This is a genomic window from Cupriavidus sp. CPT47-8839-RL05A (assembly GCF_058792255.1).
This window is the reverse complement of the sequence record NZ_JBYTEG010000004.1, coordinates 1-15701: the sequence shown is the minus strand read 5'-3', so window position 1 is coordinate 15701 and position 15701 is coordinate 1. Positions and strand designations below refer to the sequence as shown.

The 15701-nt window shown below is 66.7% G+C and carries 9 protein-coding genes; 1 reads left to right on the top strand and 8 read right to left on the bottom strand.

All coding sequences use genetic code 11. The features are described from left to right. Window positions 1-19: 19 nt before the first annotated feature. Both AC3WVS_RS05335 and AC3WVS_RS05330 read right to left on the bottom strand, forming a co-directional pair. Window positions 20-5542 carry an AAA domain-containing protein gene (locus tag AC3WVS_RS05335; RefSeq protein ID WP_492317699.1) on the bottom strand — a complete coding sequence of 1841 codons (5523 nt, stop codon included), beginning with the start codon at window positions 5540-5542 and terminating at the stop codon, window positions 20-22. Next, window positions 5539-6744, bottom strand: a complete 1206-nt coding sequence (locus AC3WVS_RS05330) for a M48 family metalloprotease (RefSeq protein WP_492317698.1) — start codon at window positions 6742-6744, stop codon at window positions 5539-5541. Before AC3WVS_RS05330 ends, AC3WVS_RS05335 begins: the two co-directional genes overlap by 4 nt. A gap of 360 nt (window positions 6745-7104) precedes the next feature. Here AC3WVS_RS05330 and AC3WVS_RS05325 point away from each other — a divergent pair, with 360 nt between their 5' ends. Further along, window positions 7105-7488, top strand: a complete 384-nt coding sequence (locus AC3WVS_RS05325) for a hypothetical protein (RefSeq protein ID WP_492317697.1) — start codon at window positions 7105-7107, stop codon at window positions 7486-7488. Between the two features lie 154 nt (window positions 7489-7642). Here the strand turns inward: AC3WVS_RS05325 and AC3WVS_RS05320 are convergent, their stop codons facing one another. The 6 genes from AC3WVS_RS05320 to AC3WVS_RS05295 form a co-directional block, all read right to left on the bottom strand. Beyond that, entirely contained in the window at window positions 7643-8752 is a 1110-nt protein-coding gene (locus AC3WVS_RS05320) for an alkene reductase (RefSeq protein WP_492317696.1), read from the bottom strand. Window positions 8753-8759: 7 nt separating this feature from the next. Beyond that, complete coding sequence (locus tag AC3WVS_RS05315) at window positions 8760-9404, bottom strand: TetR/AcrR family transcriptional regulator (RefSeq protein ID WP_492317695.1); 645 nt, start codon at window positions 9402-9404, stop codon at window positions 8760-8762. A gap of 101 nt (window positions 9405-9505) precedes the next feature. Further along, on the bottom strand, window positions 9506-9652 hold the full coding sequence (locus AC3WVS_RS05310) for a hypothetical protein (protein WP_492317694.1): 147 nt from the start codon (window positions 9650-9652) through the stop codon (window positions 9506-9508). Next, window positions 9649-10863, bottom strand: coding sequence for a T6SS immunity protein Tli4 family protein (locus tag AC3WVS_RS05305; RefSeq protein ID WP_492317693.1), 1215 nt, complete (start codon window positions 10861-10863; stop codon window positions 9649-9651). Before AC3WVS_RS05305 ends, AC3WVS_RS05310 begins: the two co-directional genes overlap by 4 nt. Next, on the bottom strand, window positions 10860-12686 hold the full coding sequence (locus tag AC3WVS_RS05300; protein WP_492317692.1) for an esterase/lipase family protein: 1827 nt from the start codon (window positions 12684-12686) through the stop codon (window positions 10860-10862). Before AC3WVS_RS05300 ends, AC3WVS_RS05305 begins: the two co-directional genes overlap by 4 nt. Beyond that, window positions 12676-15285 (bottom strand): type VI secretion system Vgr family protein, encoded by a 2610-nt coding sequence (locus AC3WVS_RS05295; protein ID WP_492317691.1) that lies wholly within the window; start codon window positions 15283-15285, stop codon window positions 12676-12678. The genes AC3WVS_RS05300 and AC3WVS_RS05295 overlap by 11 nt, the downstream gene beginning before the upstream one ends. Window positions 15286-15701: the final 416 nt, after the last annotated feature.

Here is a 15701-nt window from a genome sequence, read left to right as displayed (position 1 = left end):
CCTGTGCCCTGTCCAGGCGCTACGCCTCCATGTAGCCCTTGCGCAGCTTCTCCGCCACCAGCTTGTCCGCCTCGCGCCGTGCCCGCTCGGCGCTGTCGAACGTCTTCACGCTGGTCTGCCCTGTGCTGCCGATGCGGCCATAGGTGACGGAGAGCTCCGCCCCGCGTACGCTGGCGCGCCAGAACTTGCGCGAAGTGCCCTGCTCGAAGCGAAGCGTCCGCACCAGTTCCGCTTGCGCAGCCGATGCCATCGCCGCGTCCGTCCGGGCCTCGCCCGTTGACGCCGCATCCTGCACCGCGGCCGGCTTCGCCAACGGCACCGGGATCTCGACCTCCACGTCCAGCGCGCGATCCTCGCCATCGGCCAGCATGGCCTCGATGCGGGCCAGCACCGCGTCCCAATCGTCGAGCCAGTCCTTGCCGGGGATGTCCAGCACGCGCCAGCCGAAGCTGCGCAGGATGCCGGGGCGGAACACATAGCGCTCGGCGGTGTCCGTTACCGCCTCCGACGGCGCATCGAGCAGGATCGCCAGCGCGTAGCCTTGTCCCGACGCAGCGGCGATGGCCAGGTCGCAGCGGAATTGCGAGCGGCCGACGTTGGCGTGCACCTGGTGGCCGCGCGCACGCAGCGCCTCGGCCAGTGCGTCGCGGACGCTGTCTGGCGTGGGCTCGCGCGTAAAGGCGTCGCGCGCGCCGGGGTTCAGCGCGCCGAGCACCGACTGGGCGCGTTCGAACTGTCCGCGCGCGCTGGCCTGCGCGAACTGCAGGAACGCACGCAGCGCGGCAGCGCCATCGTTGTGCACGTTGGTGATGGCCTCGGCCTGGATCGTCGACACCACCGCCATCCGATGGCGCGCGCGGCTGAAGATCACGTTCAGGCGCTTCTCGCCGCCGCGCTGGTTGATCGGGCCGAAGTTCATCAGCATCTTGCCGTCCGGCCCAGGCGCGTAGCAGATGCTCAGGATGATCACGTCGCGCTCGTCGCCTTGCACGTTCTCCAGGTTCTTGACGAACAGTCCGTTGAACTGGTCGTCATCCTCGCGCACGTACTCGCGCTCGAGGCGCATCGCGAAGTCCGCGTCCTCGGCTGCCAGCGCCTCGAGCGCGGACTCGATGGCGCCCTGCTGCGCCTCGGAAAACGCCACGATGCCCAGGCTCAGCCCGGTCTCGCGGCGCAACAGCTCGCGCACGGTCCGGGCGATGTAGCCCGCCTCGGGCGCATTGCGGCGGTCGGCGTAGACGCCGTCGGCCAGCCGGTGGAAGCTGACCGGCCGCGCCAGCAGCGCGTCGGCGCCCGCGATGCCGGCATCCTCCTGGTCCGAGCGCAGCGCAGGCGCCTCGTCCTCGGCCTGCTCCAGCAAACGGTCGGGGATGGTGACGAGGCGCCCGTCGTAGAACGCCGCGTTGGAAAAGCTGATCAGCGATTCGTGACGGCTGCGGTAGTGCCACGCCAGCAGCGTGGCAGGCAGGTTGCGCGCGGCCTGGTTCAGCAGGCTGTCCGAATCGAGGTTGATGGCGATGCGTTCGCCCTCCTCTTCCACGACGATCTCGTCGTCGCCCTCGGCGCCGCCGGCCGTGAAGAAGCTCGTCGGCGGCAGCTGCATCTCGTCGCCGACCACCACCACCTGGCTTGCGCGGCTCAGCGCGGGCACCGCCTCCTCGGTCGGAATCTGGCTGGCCTCGTCGAAGATCACCACGTCGAACAGGTCCGGCGACAACGGCAGTGTATCGGACACCGACAGCGGGCTCATCAGCCAGATCGGCTTCAGGTCGTTGATGACGATGCCGGTCTCGTCGTCGGAGAGATCGCGGATGGAGCGGTGGCGCATGCTCTTGCCGAACTCGTGCTCCAGTTCGCGGCGACCCGTGGCGTATCGTTTCTTGAACGCCTTGCCGTCGGCGTCCAGCATCGTGGCCGACAGCGAGGACACGCGCACATGCTCGGCGAACTGCTTGTGGCGCGTGGCGCGCACCACCTGGGCGTTCAGCGCGAGCAGCTCGCGCTGACTCTGCGCCACGGCGCGCGCAGCCTGCGCCAGCGCCGCGCCGCCAAAGCGCGCCAGCACCGGGTTCTCGCGCGCGAGACGGCGCAGTGCCTCGTCGGCGACCAGCGCCTCGAGCTGCACCGGTGCGTGATCGAGCCACTGCAGCGTGGCGGCGCAGGCGGGGTCGCCCGCATGCACCGCGCGCAAGAGCGGCAACAGGTCGGGCAGGTCGTCGAGCGCCTCGCGCAGGTCGCGCAGCAGTTCGGCGATGTCGCCGAGGCGCGCGTCGTCGGCCAGCACCAGCCCGTCGCGCACGCGCTGCGCGAGCTTCTCCAGCGCCTCGCGCGCACCGGCCTCGGCGCGCGCCGCTGCGACCGGGTCGACGGCCTGGCGCAGGTGCGCGACCAGTTCGCGCGGGCCTGCGCCTGACTGCAGGCGCTGCTCGAGTTCGCCGAGCGCGCGCAGGAAGGCCTGCATCTCGCTGACGCCGTAGCGCCGGCGGCTGTCGGCATCGGCCGCGGCCAGCGCGGCGCTCGCGGCATGCTCGGCGGCCAGCGCTTCCAGCACCTTGCCGTAGCCCGGATGGACGGCGTGCTTGCCGAAGTCATAGCGGCGCTTCAGTTCGCCGCGCAGCCGCCACCATGCGGGCTGCAGCCAGCGCGCGAACGACGGCTCCAGCCGCCGCGCGAGCGCCAGCGCCGATTCGGTATCGCCGGGGCTCAGCTTGTCCTGCCAGTTCGACGTTGCGGCTTGCGCGTCGGCGAGTGCCTGCGCGCGCCGCTCCAGGTCCGCCCGGATCTCGCGCAGCGCGCCTTGCGCCGGCGAAGCCGGATCGAGCAGGTCCAGATGCGCGGCCAGGCCCGTGTCGAGCAGCCACTGGCTGTCGGCGGCAATTGCGCGTGCCTGTTCCAGCGCGGTGTCCTGGCCGGTCAGGCTGGCGGTACTGTCGAGCAGCGGGTCGAGCGCATCGAACAGCGCCTCGGCGTCATGGCACAGCTGCTCGGCGCGGCCATAGGCGCGCTCGTCGGCCAGCAGTTGCGGCGACAGGCGCGCGAACGGATGCGCGGCCAGGCTGTCGACACCGAAGCGCTCGCGCATCGCGCGGTGCACGCGGTGCGCGAGATCGCGCTGGCGGTCCCAGGCGGCCAGCGCCGGCAGGCGTTCGCGCAGCGCAGGCCCCGCCTCGGGCACAGCGGGCAACGCGGCCACGCGGCGCAGCAGCGCACGCACGCTGTCGCCGAGTGCCTCGGGCGCGCTGGCCATCGCCGACTCGAATGCGTCGATGCGCTGCTGGAATGCGTCCAGCGCCTCGGCGACCTGCGTGCGGCGGGCCGCCAGCGTGTCGCCATCGTGCGGCTGCGCGATCCACTGCTCGTAGCAGGCACGCAGGTCGGCAATGAATGCCTTCTTGTCGGTCTGCGAGTCGTGGATCAGGCAGCACAGCGAATCCAGTCCGCTTTGCTTGAGCCGGTGGAACACCACGTCGAGCGCGGCGCGCTTCTCGCAGACGAACAGCACGCGCTTGCCGCGTCCGGCGTAGTCGGCGATCAGGTTGGTGATGGTCTGCGACTTGCCCGTTCCCGGCGGGCCCTGGATGATGAAGCTGCGCTGGCTGCGCGCGAGGCCGACCGCGGCGTTCTGCGTCGCATCGGCCGCCACCACGTTCCACTGCTCGGCCGGTGCGAGCGGCGCGGGCGCTTGCGTCTCCACGTCGCGCGGATCGATCGAGAACACGCGGTCGAACGCCGGATTGGCGCCGGGCTCGTCCAGCAACTGCGTGTAGTCGCGCACCAGTGACATCTTGCGGTAGTTGAAGTTGGCGAGCGTCACCTGCGTCAGGTCCAGGTCCCAGGCATAACGGTGGCCTTCGGACTCCTCGAGCACGTAGCCCTGGCGCTCGTCGCTTTCAGCGGCGGCGGGGCCGCTCATGTGCGGCTGGCGCGGACCGGCTCCCGGTGTGGCGCCCGCCTCGAAGCGCTGTGGCAGCTCACTCGGCCGCACCCAATGCTCGAACAGAGCGCGTCCCAGCGGCCGGTAGTCGTCCTGCGCATAGCTGTACGGCGGCAGCCAGCCACCGGTGCGCGCGGCGGCGGGGCCCGGCTTGCGGCGCTGGAACTGCTGCATCCGCTGCAGCGCCTTCTGCCGCACAAGCCGCACCGCGGCCTTGTCGACCAGGCGCAGCTCCACCGAGGGCTCCGAGCGGCGAATCTGCGCAAGGATGCCGGCATGGATCTCCTCGAGCGAGGTCTTACCGAGATCCACCGTCTCATCCAGCCGGATGTCGTACAGCTGGCTCAGGTAGTGGCGCAGCACCGGGTTGAACTCGGCCTCGCCGCCCGCGCACTGGATCACGTACTGGTCGCGCACGCCCTTGCGTTTGACCAGCTCCACCGGCAGCCACAGCAGCGGCGTCACGATGCGCTCGTCCGGCGCCTCCTTCAGGTTGTGCCAGCGCAGGAACGCCACCACCAGGCGCAGGTTGCTGAAGCCGTACTCGGCGCGGTCGCGGCGGGTCTCGGCAATCAGGCGGTCCAGCGACGCCGGCAGGTATGGCTGGTCGTCGAAGCGCAGCCAGCGCTGCAGCGACACCGGCTTGCCCGCTACCAGGTCGGCGGCGAACGGTCCGCCCCAGGTGCAGATATGCTCGGGCCGCACGCTTTCGATCTGCAGCATCAGCGGCACGCTGGCCACGGTCACGTTGACGGTGGCCGCGGTCGGACGGAAGTGCAGCAGGCGATTGCGCCGCGACAGATCGAACAGGCGGTCGCGCAGGTGCGTGAGCACGGCGGCGCGGCGCGGCGTGGCACCGTTCGTGCCGGCCAGCGCGCGTTCGACGTCCAGTCCCAGCGGCTGCTCGCGCCACGTGCGCAGCCGGGTCGCCAGCGCGGCGACATCGGTGGCGCGGTCGTGGCGGTTGATCTCGGTCATCTCGACGATCACCGCGGCGACGATCGGATGCAAGCGCTCGTGCAGCAGGAACAGGTTGCGGCGATGCGCCACGAAACTGCGCAGGTCGTCCTCGTCGGCGAAGTCCAGGCCGCAGGCCAGGCTGGCGAGCACCATGCCGAGCAGGAAGACGTCGCCGATCTCGTCATGGTGGCCAAGCAGGCGTTCCCAGCTGGCCGGGCCGCGTAGATAGACCGGACGTTCGACCGGCGCCGTAGCGTCAAGCTGCAGCACCAGGTCGGTCTGGTCGCGCTGCCCGTCGTCGGCGTGGCCGAGCTGCAGCGCGCCGACGATGTTCAGGCCCGAGGCCGGATGCGGCTGCACGCGATGCACGGCGCCGATGTCCATGACCGGTGCCTCACCATCGGGCCGGCGCAGGCGCAGCGCGCCTTCCTCGTCCACCAGGATGCTGTCGGGATCGAGCGCGGCCACCCTGCCCTGCGCGTGCAGCGCGGCAACCTGCGCGAACAGGGGCAGCACCAGCACCAGGACGTCGTCGGTGGGCAACGCCGCGCCAGCCTGCGCGTCGACCAGGGCGCGCAGCGTGCGCGGCTCGCTGCTGCCGGCCATATCCGGAATGGTGTTGGTGCCGTGGGTCGTGCTGTCAGTCATGCCCGGCCCTCCCTGGCCAGTTCGCGGTGGAGTTGGCGCTGGTAGCGGTCCAGCTCGCGCTTGCCGAAGCCGGCGTTGCGGCGCAGGTTGCCTTGCAGCGCTTCCAGGCTGCCGAGCGCCTGCGCCACCTGGCCGGCGCGCAGCAGCGCCGCGTCCTGCTGGTCGGGGTCGGCGAGCGCCAGATCCATCATCAGCGCGTTGAGGTAGCCGCGCACGCTGTCGTCGGCCACGTCCGGCCCCAACCCCTCGGGGCCGATCGCCGGTTCGTCGTCGCGCCAGTCGGGGAACATCATGCGCACCTGCGCGAGCACTGCCTCGCTCGCCAGCGGCGTGCCGGCGAGGAAGTGGGCGAGGAAGCCGCGCGTCAGCGCCTGCAGCCGGATCTGTCCCGGCAGGTCCAGCTTCTCCAGCGCCAGCGGGCCGTGCAGGCGGGTTTCGATCCACGGATCGAGACCGGCCGCGCCCTCCCACCACAGCGCCAGCGCGCGCGCCCGGATAAAGGTCTCGGGATGGCTGTGGGCGGCGCTCGCGCCCGCTTCGTGGGCTTCGATCTCGGCCGCCTGGCGCAGGTAGGCGGCCGCGTCCACGCTGCCTATGCCGGTCTGCACCTTGACCAGCGTCGATACGGCCGGCGCCACCGCACGGGCGGCCACGGCGCCGCCGCGGTCGGCGAACAGCTCGGTGTGCAGCGCGTATCGGCGCCAGGTCTCGCGATGGCTGGCGCTGGCGCCGGGCGCGGCCAGCGCATCGTTCAGGATGCGGTCGGCCACCAGGAACTGGCCGTCGTCTCGCGACCACAGCAGGTAGTGGGCCAGTTCATGGCCGAACACCGCCAGCAGCTCCGGCGGCGACAGCCGTTCCAGCAGCGGCCCCTGCAGGACGATGTGGACCTCCGCGGGCACGTAGACCAGCGAGGCGTTCATGTCCAGGCCCGGGGACTGGTAGAGCGTGGCGGGCGCGTCGATGCCGAGCCGCGCCATCGCCTCGGCCAGCGCCGCGTGCACGTCGGCGTGCGCGTCCGCCTCGATGCGGTAGGTGTCGCGCAGCAGCATCGAGCGCAGTGCCTCGCGGTGATCGGCGCCGGTTGCACGGGCGCCGGCCCAGCGCCAGACCTCGGGCTCATGGCGACGCAGGTAGTCGACCACCGTTGCGTGATAGGCCGGCGGCACCAGCGCGCCGCGATCCGGGGCGTGAGAGTCCATGCGGGACGTTCCAGGGTTGCGTGGAAGCCGATTCTACAGGGGGAGCATGGCGTTGGCGCCATCCATCAGCGCGGGCCATGCCCGTATGGGCATGGCCAGCTTGACGCTGTCGGGGGTAGTCGGAGACGGGAATGCCGGCGCGGGAAGTGGCTGACGGCTGAAGCTGTTGGTTTGGGTGGGCGGCTGATACGCCGCAAGTCTGTTTCTGCCCAACATTTGCTCCGCCAATCGGGCGGAATTCGCTGATGACGGGGCTGCCGCTCCATTTTTGTCGGTCCGCATCCGGTGGCACAGCTTCTGCGTATAAGCGAGAGGACGCCGCCGCGTTCTGCCCTTCTTACCGCAAATCGGAGTACCGCCATGATCCGCCAGCTCGCCAACACGATCTTCGCCACCGCCGCGATTGCAGTCGCCTGCACTGCCGGCATTGCCCATGCCGCCGCCCGCGACAGCGCTGCTGCCGGCGACAAGTCCGGCTGCACCTTCCGCGTCGACATGCGCGACGTCTATAGCAACAGTGCGCGGGCCGGCCGCTTCGACGTCTTCATCGACGGCACCCGCGTCGAGGCTTCACCCGTCAAGGAGCACTCGGTTTCTGGCCTGGACCGTAGTGGCGTGTCGGCCGATCCTGCCCGCAAATTCGACATCTACACTGACGGCGCCCTGGCCGGCATGGACCGCAGCGGTCCTTCAGCCGATCCCGCGCGCAAGTTCGACGTCTATACCGACGGCGCCCTGGCATAGCCCACGCTCAGTGAGCCTGCCCCAGGCAGGCAGCCATCGTCAAACGCGCTTGTGCGCCCTTTGGAACGTATTTCTCCCGGCTCCAAAGGGCGCTTTTTTGCTGGCACGACGCCGGCAGTGCGGCGCGCCGCCGGCGTCCGGGCCGGAGCCCGCGTCAGCCCAGCGCCGGGTAGTCGACGTAACCGTGCGCACCATTGCCGCCGTACAGTGAAGCGTCCTCAAAGGGGCGGTTCAGCGGCTTGTTTTCGCGGAAGCGGCGCGGCAGGTCGGGGTTGGTGATCATCTTGCGGCCGAACGAGACCATGTCGGCACTGCCGCTGCGAATCGCCTCTTCGGCCATCTCCCTGGAGTAGCCGTTGTTGACCATCCATACGCCGGTGTACAGGCGGTGCAGCGCTTCATAATCGAAAGGCGCGTTGTCGCGCGGGCCGCCGGTGTGGCCTTCTACGACGTGGATATACACCGGATGCAGCTTCTCCAGTTCACGCACGACATGTTCGAACAGTGGCTGTGGGTTGCTCTCCAGCGCGTCGTTGACGGGCGAAACCGGTGCCAAGCGAATGCCGACCCGGTCGGCACCGATCTCATTGACCACGGCAGCCATGACTTCGAGCAGGAAGCGCGCGCGGTTTTCGATGCTGCCGCCATACGCGTCGGTGCGATTGTTCGTGCCATCGCGCAGGAAGGCGTCAAGCAGGTAGCCGTGCGCGCCATGGACTTCGACCCCGTCGAAGCCGGCCTGGATGGCATTGGCTGCAGCGGTGCGGAAGTCATCGACAATACCAGCGATCTCGGCCGTCTCGAGCGCGCGCGGGACCGAGCATTCGACGTAGCCTTTGCCGTTGATATAGGTCTTGGCATTGGCAGCGATGGCCGACGGTGCGACCGGGGCCTGGTTGTCCGGCTGGAAGTGCGTGTGGGACATGCGGCCGGTGTGCCAGATCTGCAGGAAGATCCTGCCGCCCTGCGCGTGGACCGCGTCGGTCACCTTCGTCCAGGCGGCGATCTGCTCGGGGGTATAGATGCCCGGCGTATTGGTGTAGCCCTGGGCTGTGGTCGAGACCTGCGTGGCTTCAGCGATGATCAGGCCGACGCTGGCGCGCTGGCTGTAGTACTCGACCACCATGTCGGTCGGCACCAGGTTGTCGTCGGCGCGGCTGCGCGTGAGCGGCGCCATGGCCATGCGGTTGGCAAGTTCGAGCTTGCCCAGCCTGATCGGCTGGAACAAAGCATCCGCGAGAAAGGCTTCTTTCTGTGCGCCCATGAATGGCTTACTCCGTGGTTGGTCTATGGCTTGCAGCGGCCACAACGTTGGTAGCGGCCGGCTGGAACAGGTGGTCGAACATCAGGTCGACGCTGCGGCGCAGCGGCTCGACCGAGCGTTCGAGCTTCATGCGCAGCAAGGCGCCCTCCCAGGCATCCCAGACCAGCCCGGAGAGGTCGGCAGGCGCAATGTCCGTACGGATTGCGCCGTGCGCCTGGGCCTCGCTGATCATGCCGGCCAGGCGTTCGCGCCAGGCCATCTGGGCTGCCTGCAGGGCGGTCCGGCAGGTGTCGCTCGACAAGGCAATCTCCGCCGCAAAGTTGCCGATCAGGCACCCTGCCTGCACCGTCCTGGACAGGTGGTAGGCAATCATCTGGGTGAAGACGTAGCGGATTGCCGCCATCGGCTCTGGCGGCGCGGCCTCCATCATGACTTCCCACGACCGCTGCAGGTAGTCCGCGTACTGCGCGACGATGACCGCGGCAAACGTTTCCTTGCTTTCGAAATGGTTGTAGAACGAGCCTTTGGGCACGCCGGCGTGGTCGGTGATCTGCTGGATGCCGGTGGCGTTGTAGCCGTGGCGCGAAAACAGTTCGCGCCCTGCCTTCGTCAGGCGGTCAGGGATGTCGGTCTTGTCTGCGGTGCGTGCCATGGCTAAATAATATGACCAGTCGTCTTAAAAAGTCAAACGATCCTGGTCATCGCGGCTATCTTTACGGTATGCAGTTGCGGGCACCCAGAATTGGGTGCGGGCTACTTGTGGCGTGGGCGTATTCTGGGGCAATCCACCTCGTCATGCGGCCGCGCCACGGCGCGCCCCTGGAGCTGGTATTTGGAAAAACCCGTGCCCACCACGCCATGGTCGGTCATATCGTCAACCGCGATGATGCGTCGGCTCATGTGCTGGCCTCGCCCATCCACGTCCAGACAACCAGCGCTTCATCAGATGGCGAAAGCCCGAAGCGGATCATCGGCATCCCTTTTTGCCGCAGGATGCCGGACTTGCTGGCCACCCAATCCGCCTGAGGGTGTCCGGTCGGAAGCGAGGCGCGCCAGATGCCGGACAGAGGTGTGGTTTCGCCTGGGCGCACCGTGACCGGATCGCCGGTCTGCGTCGGCGGTGCGTTCACGCGGAAGCGCACACCATCCAGCAGCCTGTCCCAGAGGGCCACGGCTTCCTCGTCCGTCAGCGAGGCCTGATCCGCAGCGCCGATGCGATTGGCCGCCACCTTGGTGTACATCTTGGCGCCGATCACCGCTGGATGCAGCGTCGTTCGCTCCCTGCCAACAGCTTCCCACTCGAAGTCATGCGTGCCATCCGCACGGCGGACCAGCGATTCTTCCCCTTGCCAGACGCCGACCGTGCGCTTGCCCTCGCGCAGGGTCGTCAATTTCGGGTAGCGGCTACCCAGGTACTTCCTTTGCTCGGCAATCGAAGTCAGCAGACCAGGTTCGCCGTCCACGCTGGCCAGCTTGTTGGAGTCCACCGAAAAGCTGACATCGGGCAGGCTGGGCAGCCGAATGCCTGCGCCAAAGATCTCCTGATAGCTGCCGGACGCGTCCGCGACGAAGCCGTGGTCGATGCAGACGCCGGGGGCCGTGGGGATGTCTGCGTTGTCGCGTGCCCGGATACCACGCACTAAGGGGGCGAGCTTATCGCCACCAGTAAACCACTCGAACAGATTCGAACCAGATGCTACGAAGGTATGCTTCATTTCCACCCCGTAGTCGATCGAGAGCTGGTCTTCAAAATATCGAATTTCCCAGCTTCGCGAAGTCGCCGCCTGACCAAAATAGCTAATCTTGGCAGTTCGATCCTTACTAAGAATCTCGCGGCGAAATGACTCCGCTCGTTCTTTCAAGCGCTCCGCTTGTCCGACGTGCGTAATAATCTTGCCGGGAAACTCCCGGAATCCCCACAGCATCTCGGCTTCGACCGGGACTTCCATCACATAGCGGCCAAAGCACACCGGTTTGGTCTTGGCGAAAAGGGTCTGCAGGCGCGGCGACAGCGCAACGGGTTCCGACATCTTGTTCTCCGGATACGCAAACGATTGGCAGCCCGCGAGCAGCAGGCCAGCCAAGACCTTGGTGAAGCCGCGGCGGGTCATTGGCCCCACCATGTCGCAGTGTTGGCAATCCTGATGATCGAATACAGCGCGCTCGCCAGCACCTGGTCATTCTGATAGCTGCCCTGATGCTCGTAGCCAGTTTGCCGGAATAGCGTACCGCGCACGGCTTCGGCGGACGCCTTGGCAGGCACCGTCTGGTCACCTGCGTCAATCGGTGGCTCCAGGCAAAGTGTCAGCGGCTGTCTGCTCTTGGTGCGCACCACGATGCGGCCCTCGGCATCCTCGCTCTCGATGGTCCACGTGAGTGGGTCGCCATGTGGCGCCAGATCGGCCGTCTCCGCCCGCCAGGTCACGCTGCCGTAGGACTTCTGCGAACTGTCTTCGCCGTAGCTGGCATAGGTCGTGGGGTGGTACAGGTCCTTGATGTTCTTGTGGAAAAGCTGCGCGGCGGCAATCCGCTTCTTCGCAAGTGCGTACGGCTCCGCCCCTCTAAGATCCTTATCTGCCGGATTAATCCATTCCGGATTCAGCAGCCGCCACCATGCCTGAGGATTGCGCGTGTAGATATCGTAGACCGGATCGCCCACCGCCATCGGCGGCGCAGGCTTGTCCACGCCCAGCTTCTGATGCAAGTCCAGATCGCTCAGATACGCCTTCAACGGTGCATCCGAGGTAATCGGCAGCGCCATGGCCTGCCGGTAGTCGCCGGTCTGCAGACGCAACCATCCTCGCGGATAGGAGGCGGTCGGCAGCAGCTCCAGCGGCCCCGAGGCATTGGCAAATACCGCCGTCACTTCCTTGCCCGTTCTGCCCATGACATTGCGGGCAATGTTCCCAACCAGATTGTCCTGCACGTCGGACCCTGTGCGCACGCGCTTGTAGGCCGCCCCAGCCCCGAGCGCAGGCTGGACGCTATGGTAGACGCCGAGAATCTTGTCCTGCGCGTTGCCGTAGTCCGGATGCAGCAGTGCGCGAGCCACCAGGCCACCCATCGAGTGCGTGACCACGATCACCTTTTTGCACTGCCGCCCGTTGGCCGTGTACATCCCGATGATTTCGTCGATGCGCCTGGCCAGCTTCTTTGCGGACGTGCCATTGCTTTCCAGCCAGTTGTAGCCCATCGCGTAGACCGGATACCAGCAGTTCGCCACGCGCAGGACATCGGCCTCGGTCAGCGTATCGCCGGCGCCGCCCCAATAGGCGGGGGTGACGCCCAGCACTTCCACCTTCCTGCCCTCCTTCCAGGTCGGCGAGAGATCCCTGGCCACCAGCATGTCATTCAGGTGAGCCTCCATGAGCTTGATCACCTCGCCGTAGGTCTCGAACATGACTTCGCTCCAGCCGCGCCAGCGGGCCTTCTGCGCGGCGGTGGCCTCGTGCTTGCCGCGCCTGGCCTTCCACTGCTCGGCGGCAGGCGGCAGTGGCGCGCTCATCAGCAAGCCGATATCGGGCAGCCCATCGGGGACGTTGCCGTGCCGCTTGTCGGAATTGACCGTCTCTTTGCCGGTCATGTCGAACCTTCCGGCGTCCTCGGTGATCTCGTAACGGTCCACTTCGGTTTCGTCGGGATCGAAGTTCATTTGCCGCCGGCCCGGAGAGTCGTTGCGGCGGGCAAGCGTGTCCCCAGTGTCATCCGGCCGCCAGGCAATGTTGTCATCGCGCTTGAGATCCTCCTGCCGCTTCCGGCTCATGCGAAGGTGGCTCCCCATGATGCCCGGCAGGAAGATGACCGGAATCACCTTGTCAGGCGGCACCGGCAGACTGACGCGGCGCGTGTCGGTCGAAGGTGTGAGTGCAACGACGGCTCCGGCGTGCCCGCCAATTTCTTCGCCGGTTTTCAGATGGATGCGATCAGCGGCCACTTGCGGACTCCAGAATCTGAATCATGATGTTTTCGGCGCCCTGGCTTTGCTGGAGCTTGGTCAGCCCATCGGGGCCGGTGACGCCCTCGATCACGCTGCCGTCGGATTGCGTCAGGCGGAATTTCCGGTTCCTGGCGGGCGAGCCGTCGGGCAGATGCAAGTACACTTCCTGATCGAAATCGCTCTGCGGTAGCGCCAGGGCGCTGGGGTTCATGCCATCCGGGCCATCGACACTGAAATCGGTCGCGTGAATCTGCCTTACCCCGCTCATGCCCTCGACGATCTGCGAGGGAGTCACGCGCATATAGGTCTGTCCGACCTTCAACAGAATGCCCTGGTCGGCCTCGAGAACGATGTCGCCAAGCGCGCGGAAATGAATGTTGCGTTTGGCGGTGCCCTTGATGTCGCCATCCTGCGCTTCGAGCGCAATGTGGTCCGTGGCGGCCACCAGCCGTATGCCGAGGCTGTGCGCGAACAGCGCAATCCGTCGCGCCGCGCTGGCAAAGATGCCGCCGCTGCTGACGATGGATGCGTGCTTGCCAGTCGTGACAGCCAGATGCTCGCCGCTGTGCAATTGGGTGGATTTGGCGGTCGTCGCGGCCAATCCTGCTGCCGACGCAAGGACGAGATGAGGCGCGGTCAACTCGCCATTGACCTCGCCCGAACCGCGGATTTCTTCATCCTGGGCCTTGAGCGCCTTGGCGACGTCCTGCTGTTCCTCATCCTGCGCGTGATGGTGCTGCGCGAGCTGGCCCATGATGTCGTGGGCATGCTGGGCCTGCTGCAGCCGGTCAACCGTCTCGCCCATGTCCTTGTGGTGCGCCCTGGCATCGGGCCGGGCCTCGGTGCTGATCAGCAGGCCATCGCCGCCGCGCACGGCACCGTGCCCATCGGTGCGCAATTCGAAGCCGTTGCCCCGATGATCCTGGCGACCCCGGTGGTCCTCGATGCGGCTCAGGTAGCCCAGGCTCAGTTGCGAGCGCTGGTAGTCCGAAGACAGCTGGGACTGGATTTGCCCCTTGGTATCGTCGAACACCAGATGACCGCTGCTGGAGCCATCATGCTCACGGCTGCGGATGCCGGTCAGCGCATGCTGATGCGGTAGCTGCCACGGCGGCATGTTGAGGCTGTTCGGCACCGCGCCCATCACGATGGGCTTGTCCGGATCACCGCCGTCCAGGAACATCACCAGCACTTCGCTGCCGATGCGCGGGATGCTGACCTGGCCGTACTGCGAACCCGCCCATGGCGTCGCCACGCGCACCCAGCAGGACATCTTGTTGAAGCGGTCCCACGGAAACTGCACGCGCACGCGCCCGAAGCGGTCGGGCCATACGGTATGGCCTTCGGGGCCAACTACCGTCGCGCTTTGCGGGCCAGTGACCACTGGCCACGGGATGCTCAGTGCCGGGCGGAAGACCTCATGGGTGGGGTGACACTCGAATTCGACGCGGCATTGCCACCGCTGGCCTTCACCCGAGGCTTCGGCCACGTCTTCCAGCCTGAGGTTGGCGCCAAGCACCACGTACTCGCGGTTGGCCGCCTGCTGGGGGTGTCCCTTCACGTGCATGGTGCAGCCGGGCACCACCGCGCGCAGGTTGCCGGTGCCAAAGCAGCGCAGGCCGCGCGAACGGATCTCCTCCATGCGGATGCGCGCGATCATGTCGCCTTCGTCCCACGGGCGGTTGTCCGTGGCCGGCTGGGCATGCTCGCTAGGGAAGTCGTACACTTCCTGGTGCAGCGCGCCAGTGTTCAGGCCCGTGTCTCGCGGGTCCGAACTGCAGGCGGTCAGGTTGCCGCGCGGCTGGGTGAAGCTGTAGGCATTGGTCGTGTACTTGCCTGCGACCACGGCATCGACGACCGAAAAAGCATCGAGGTGTTCCTGATCGACCCTGACGCCAGGCGGAAGGATTTCCAGCACCTGATACGCCTCGCTCTGCATGCTGAAATAACCACCGACGTGATCGACCAGAACCAGGCGGTGCTTGCCGTCAGAATGTTCGAAGAACCACGATATTCCCCAGTGCTGCATGAGGCGGGCGATGAAGGTGTAGTCGCTCTCGTCGCACTGGGTGCGGTAGACCCGTCTGGGGTATTTCGCCACGTCGAGCCTGCGCTCAACCGGAAAGGAGTACGCAGACAGGACCTCTTCGATGATCTCGATATCGGTGCGGTTCTCGAAGACGCGGCTGTTCCTGTTCTGGGAGGCGATCCAGAGCCAGGGACGCAGCGTCAGTCCGTAGACGAAGTGCCGCCCTTCGGCGCGCAGGTAGCGGGCACGATCGACAATGCCGCTGATCTCGCGCGTGCCTGCGCCAATGTGTCCCGCCAACCCCGTACCCATGCCGTCGAGTTCGATATGCACGGTCAGCTCGCGCCCGTTCATCTCGCGCAAGTCGAAGTTGCCTTCCGGGCCGTGGAAGTTGTAGGCCTTGTCTGGCGTTTTCAGTTCGATGTCGTATTCGAACAGGCCGCAGACGCCTTCCTTGCCCTCCAGGCGTACGAAGGTGAAGGGGGATTGCCCGAGAATTTCCGGCAAGGCGGGGCCGGAGACCGTGACGGTGCGGGCGGGAAAAGGCAGATTGTCGCGGATACCCATGCGAGCGGCCTCCTGAGAGAGGATTACCGCATGGCACCCGTGTTACGCGCGAAGCACCATCTGCGGAGCGCAGGCGATGTTATCCGCAAAACGGACGTTACACGTGTCAAAGATTGCAACGTTTATCCAAGCCACAGCAAATTAAGACGATTCCTAGCCATCATGCAGCATTTTCCGCTGCTGCCAGCAGTGCCGCCCAGCCCCGATGATCGGAAGCCCGATCAAGGGCGGCTCTCTCGCCGGGTAGCCAGCGCACATTTTGTCGAAAGTTGCCAGAACGTTTTCCGGACCACCAAAGACAAAACCCCTCGCAGCACACGCTGTCGAGGGGTTTTGGGAATAAGAGCCTGGCGATGACCTACTTTCACACGGGAATCCGCACTATCATCGGCGCGGAGCTGTTTCACGGACCTGTT

Excerpts from the sequence above, each read along its gene's own strand:
- AC3WVS_RS05335 (WP_492317699.1), bottom strand. The coding sequence starts at position 5,542 with ATGACTGACAGCACGACCCACGGCACCAACACCATTCCGGATATGGCC.
- AC3WVS_RS05330 (WP_492317698.1), bottom strand. The coding sequence starts at position 6,744 with ATGGACTCTCACGCCCCGGATCGCGGCGCGCTGGTGCCGCCGGCCTAT.
- AC3WVS_RS05325 (WP_492317697.1), top strand. The coding sequence starts at position 7,105 with ATGATCCGCCAGCTCGCCAACACGATCTTCGCCACCGCCGCGATTGCA.
- AC3WVS_RS05320 (WP_492317696.1), bottom strand. The coding sequence starts at position 8,752 with ATGGGCGCACAGAAAGAAGCCTTTCTCGCGGATGCTTTGTTCCAGCCG.
- AC3WVS_RS05315 (WP_492317695.1), bottom strand. The coding sequence starts at position 9,404 with ATGGCACGCACCGCAGACAAGACCGACATCCCTGACCGCCTGACGAAG.
- AC3WVS_RS05310 (WP_492317694.1), bottom strand. The coding sequence starts at position 9,652 with ATGAGCCGACGCATCATCGCGGTTGACGATATGACCGACCATGGCGTG.
- AC3WVS_RS05305 (WP_492317693.1), bottom strand. The coding sequence starts at position 10,863 with ATGACCCGCCGCGGCTTCACCAAGGTCTTGGCTGGCCTGCTGCTCGCG.
- AC3WVS_RS05295 (WP_492317691.1), bottom strand. The coding sequence starts at position 15,285 with ATGGGTATCCGCGACAATCTGCCTTTTCCCGCCCGCACCGTCACGGTC.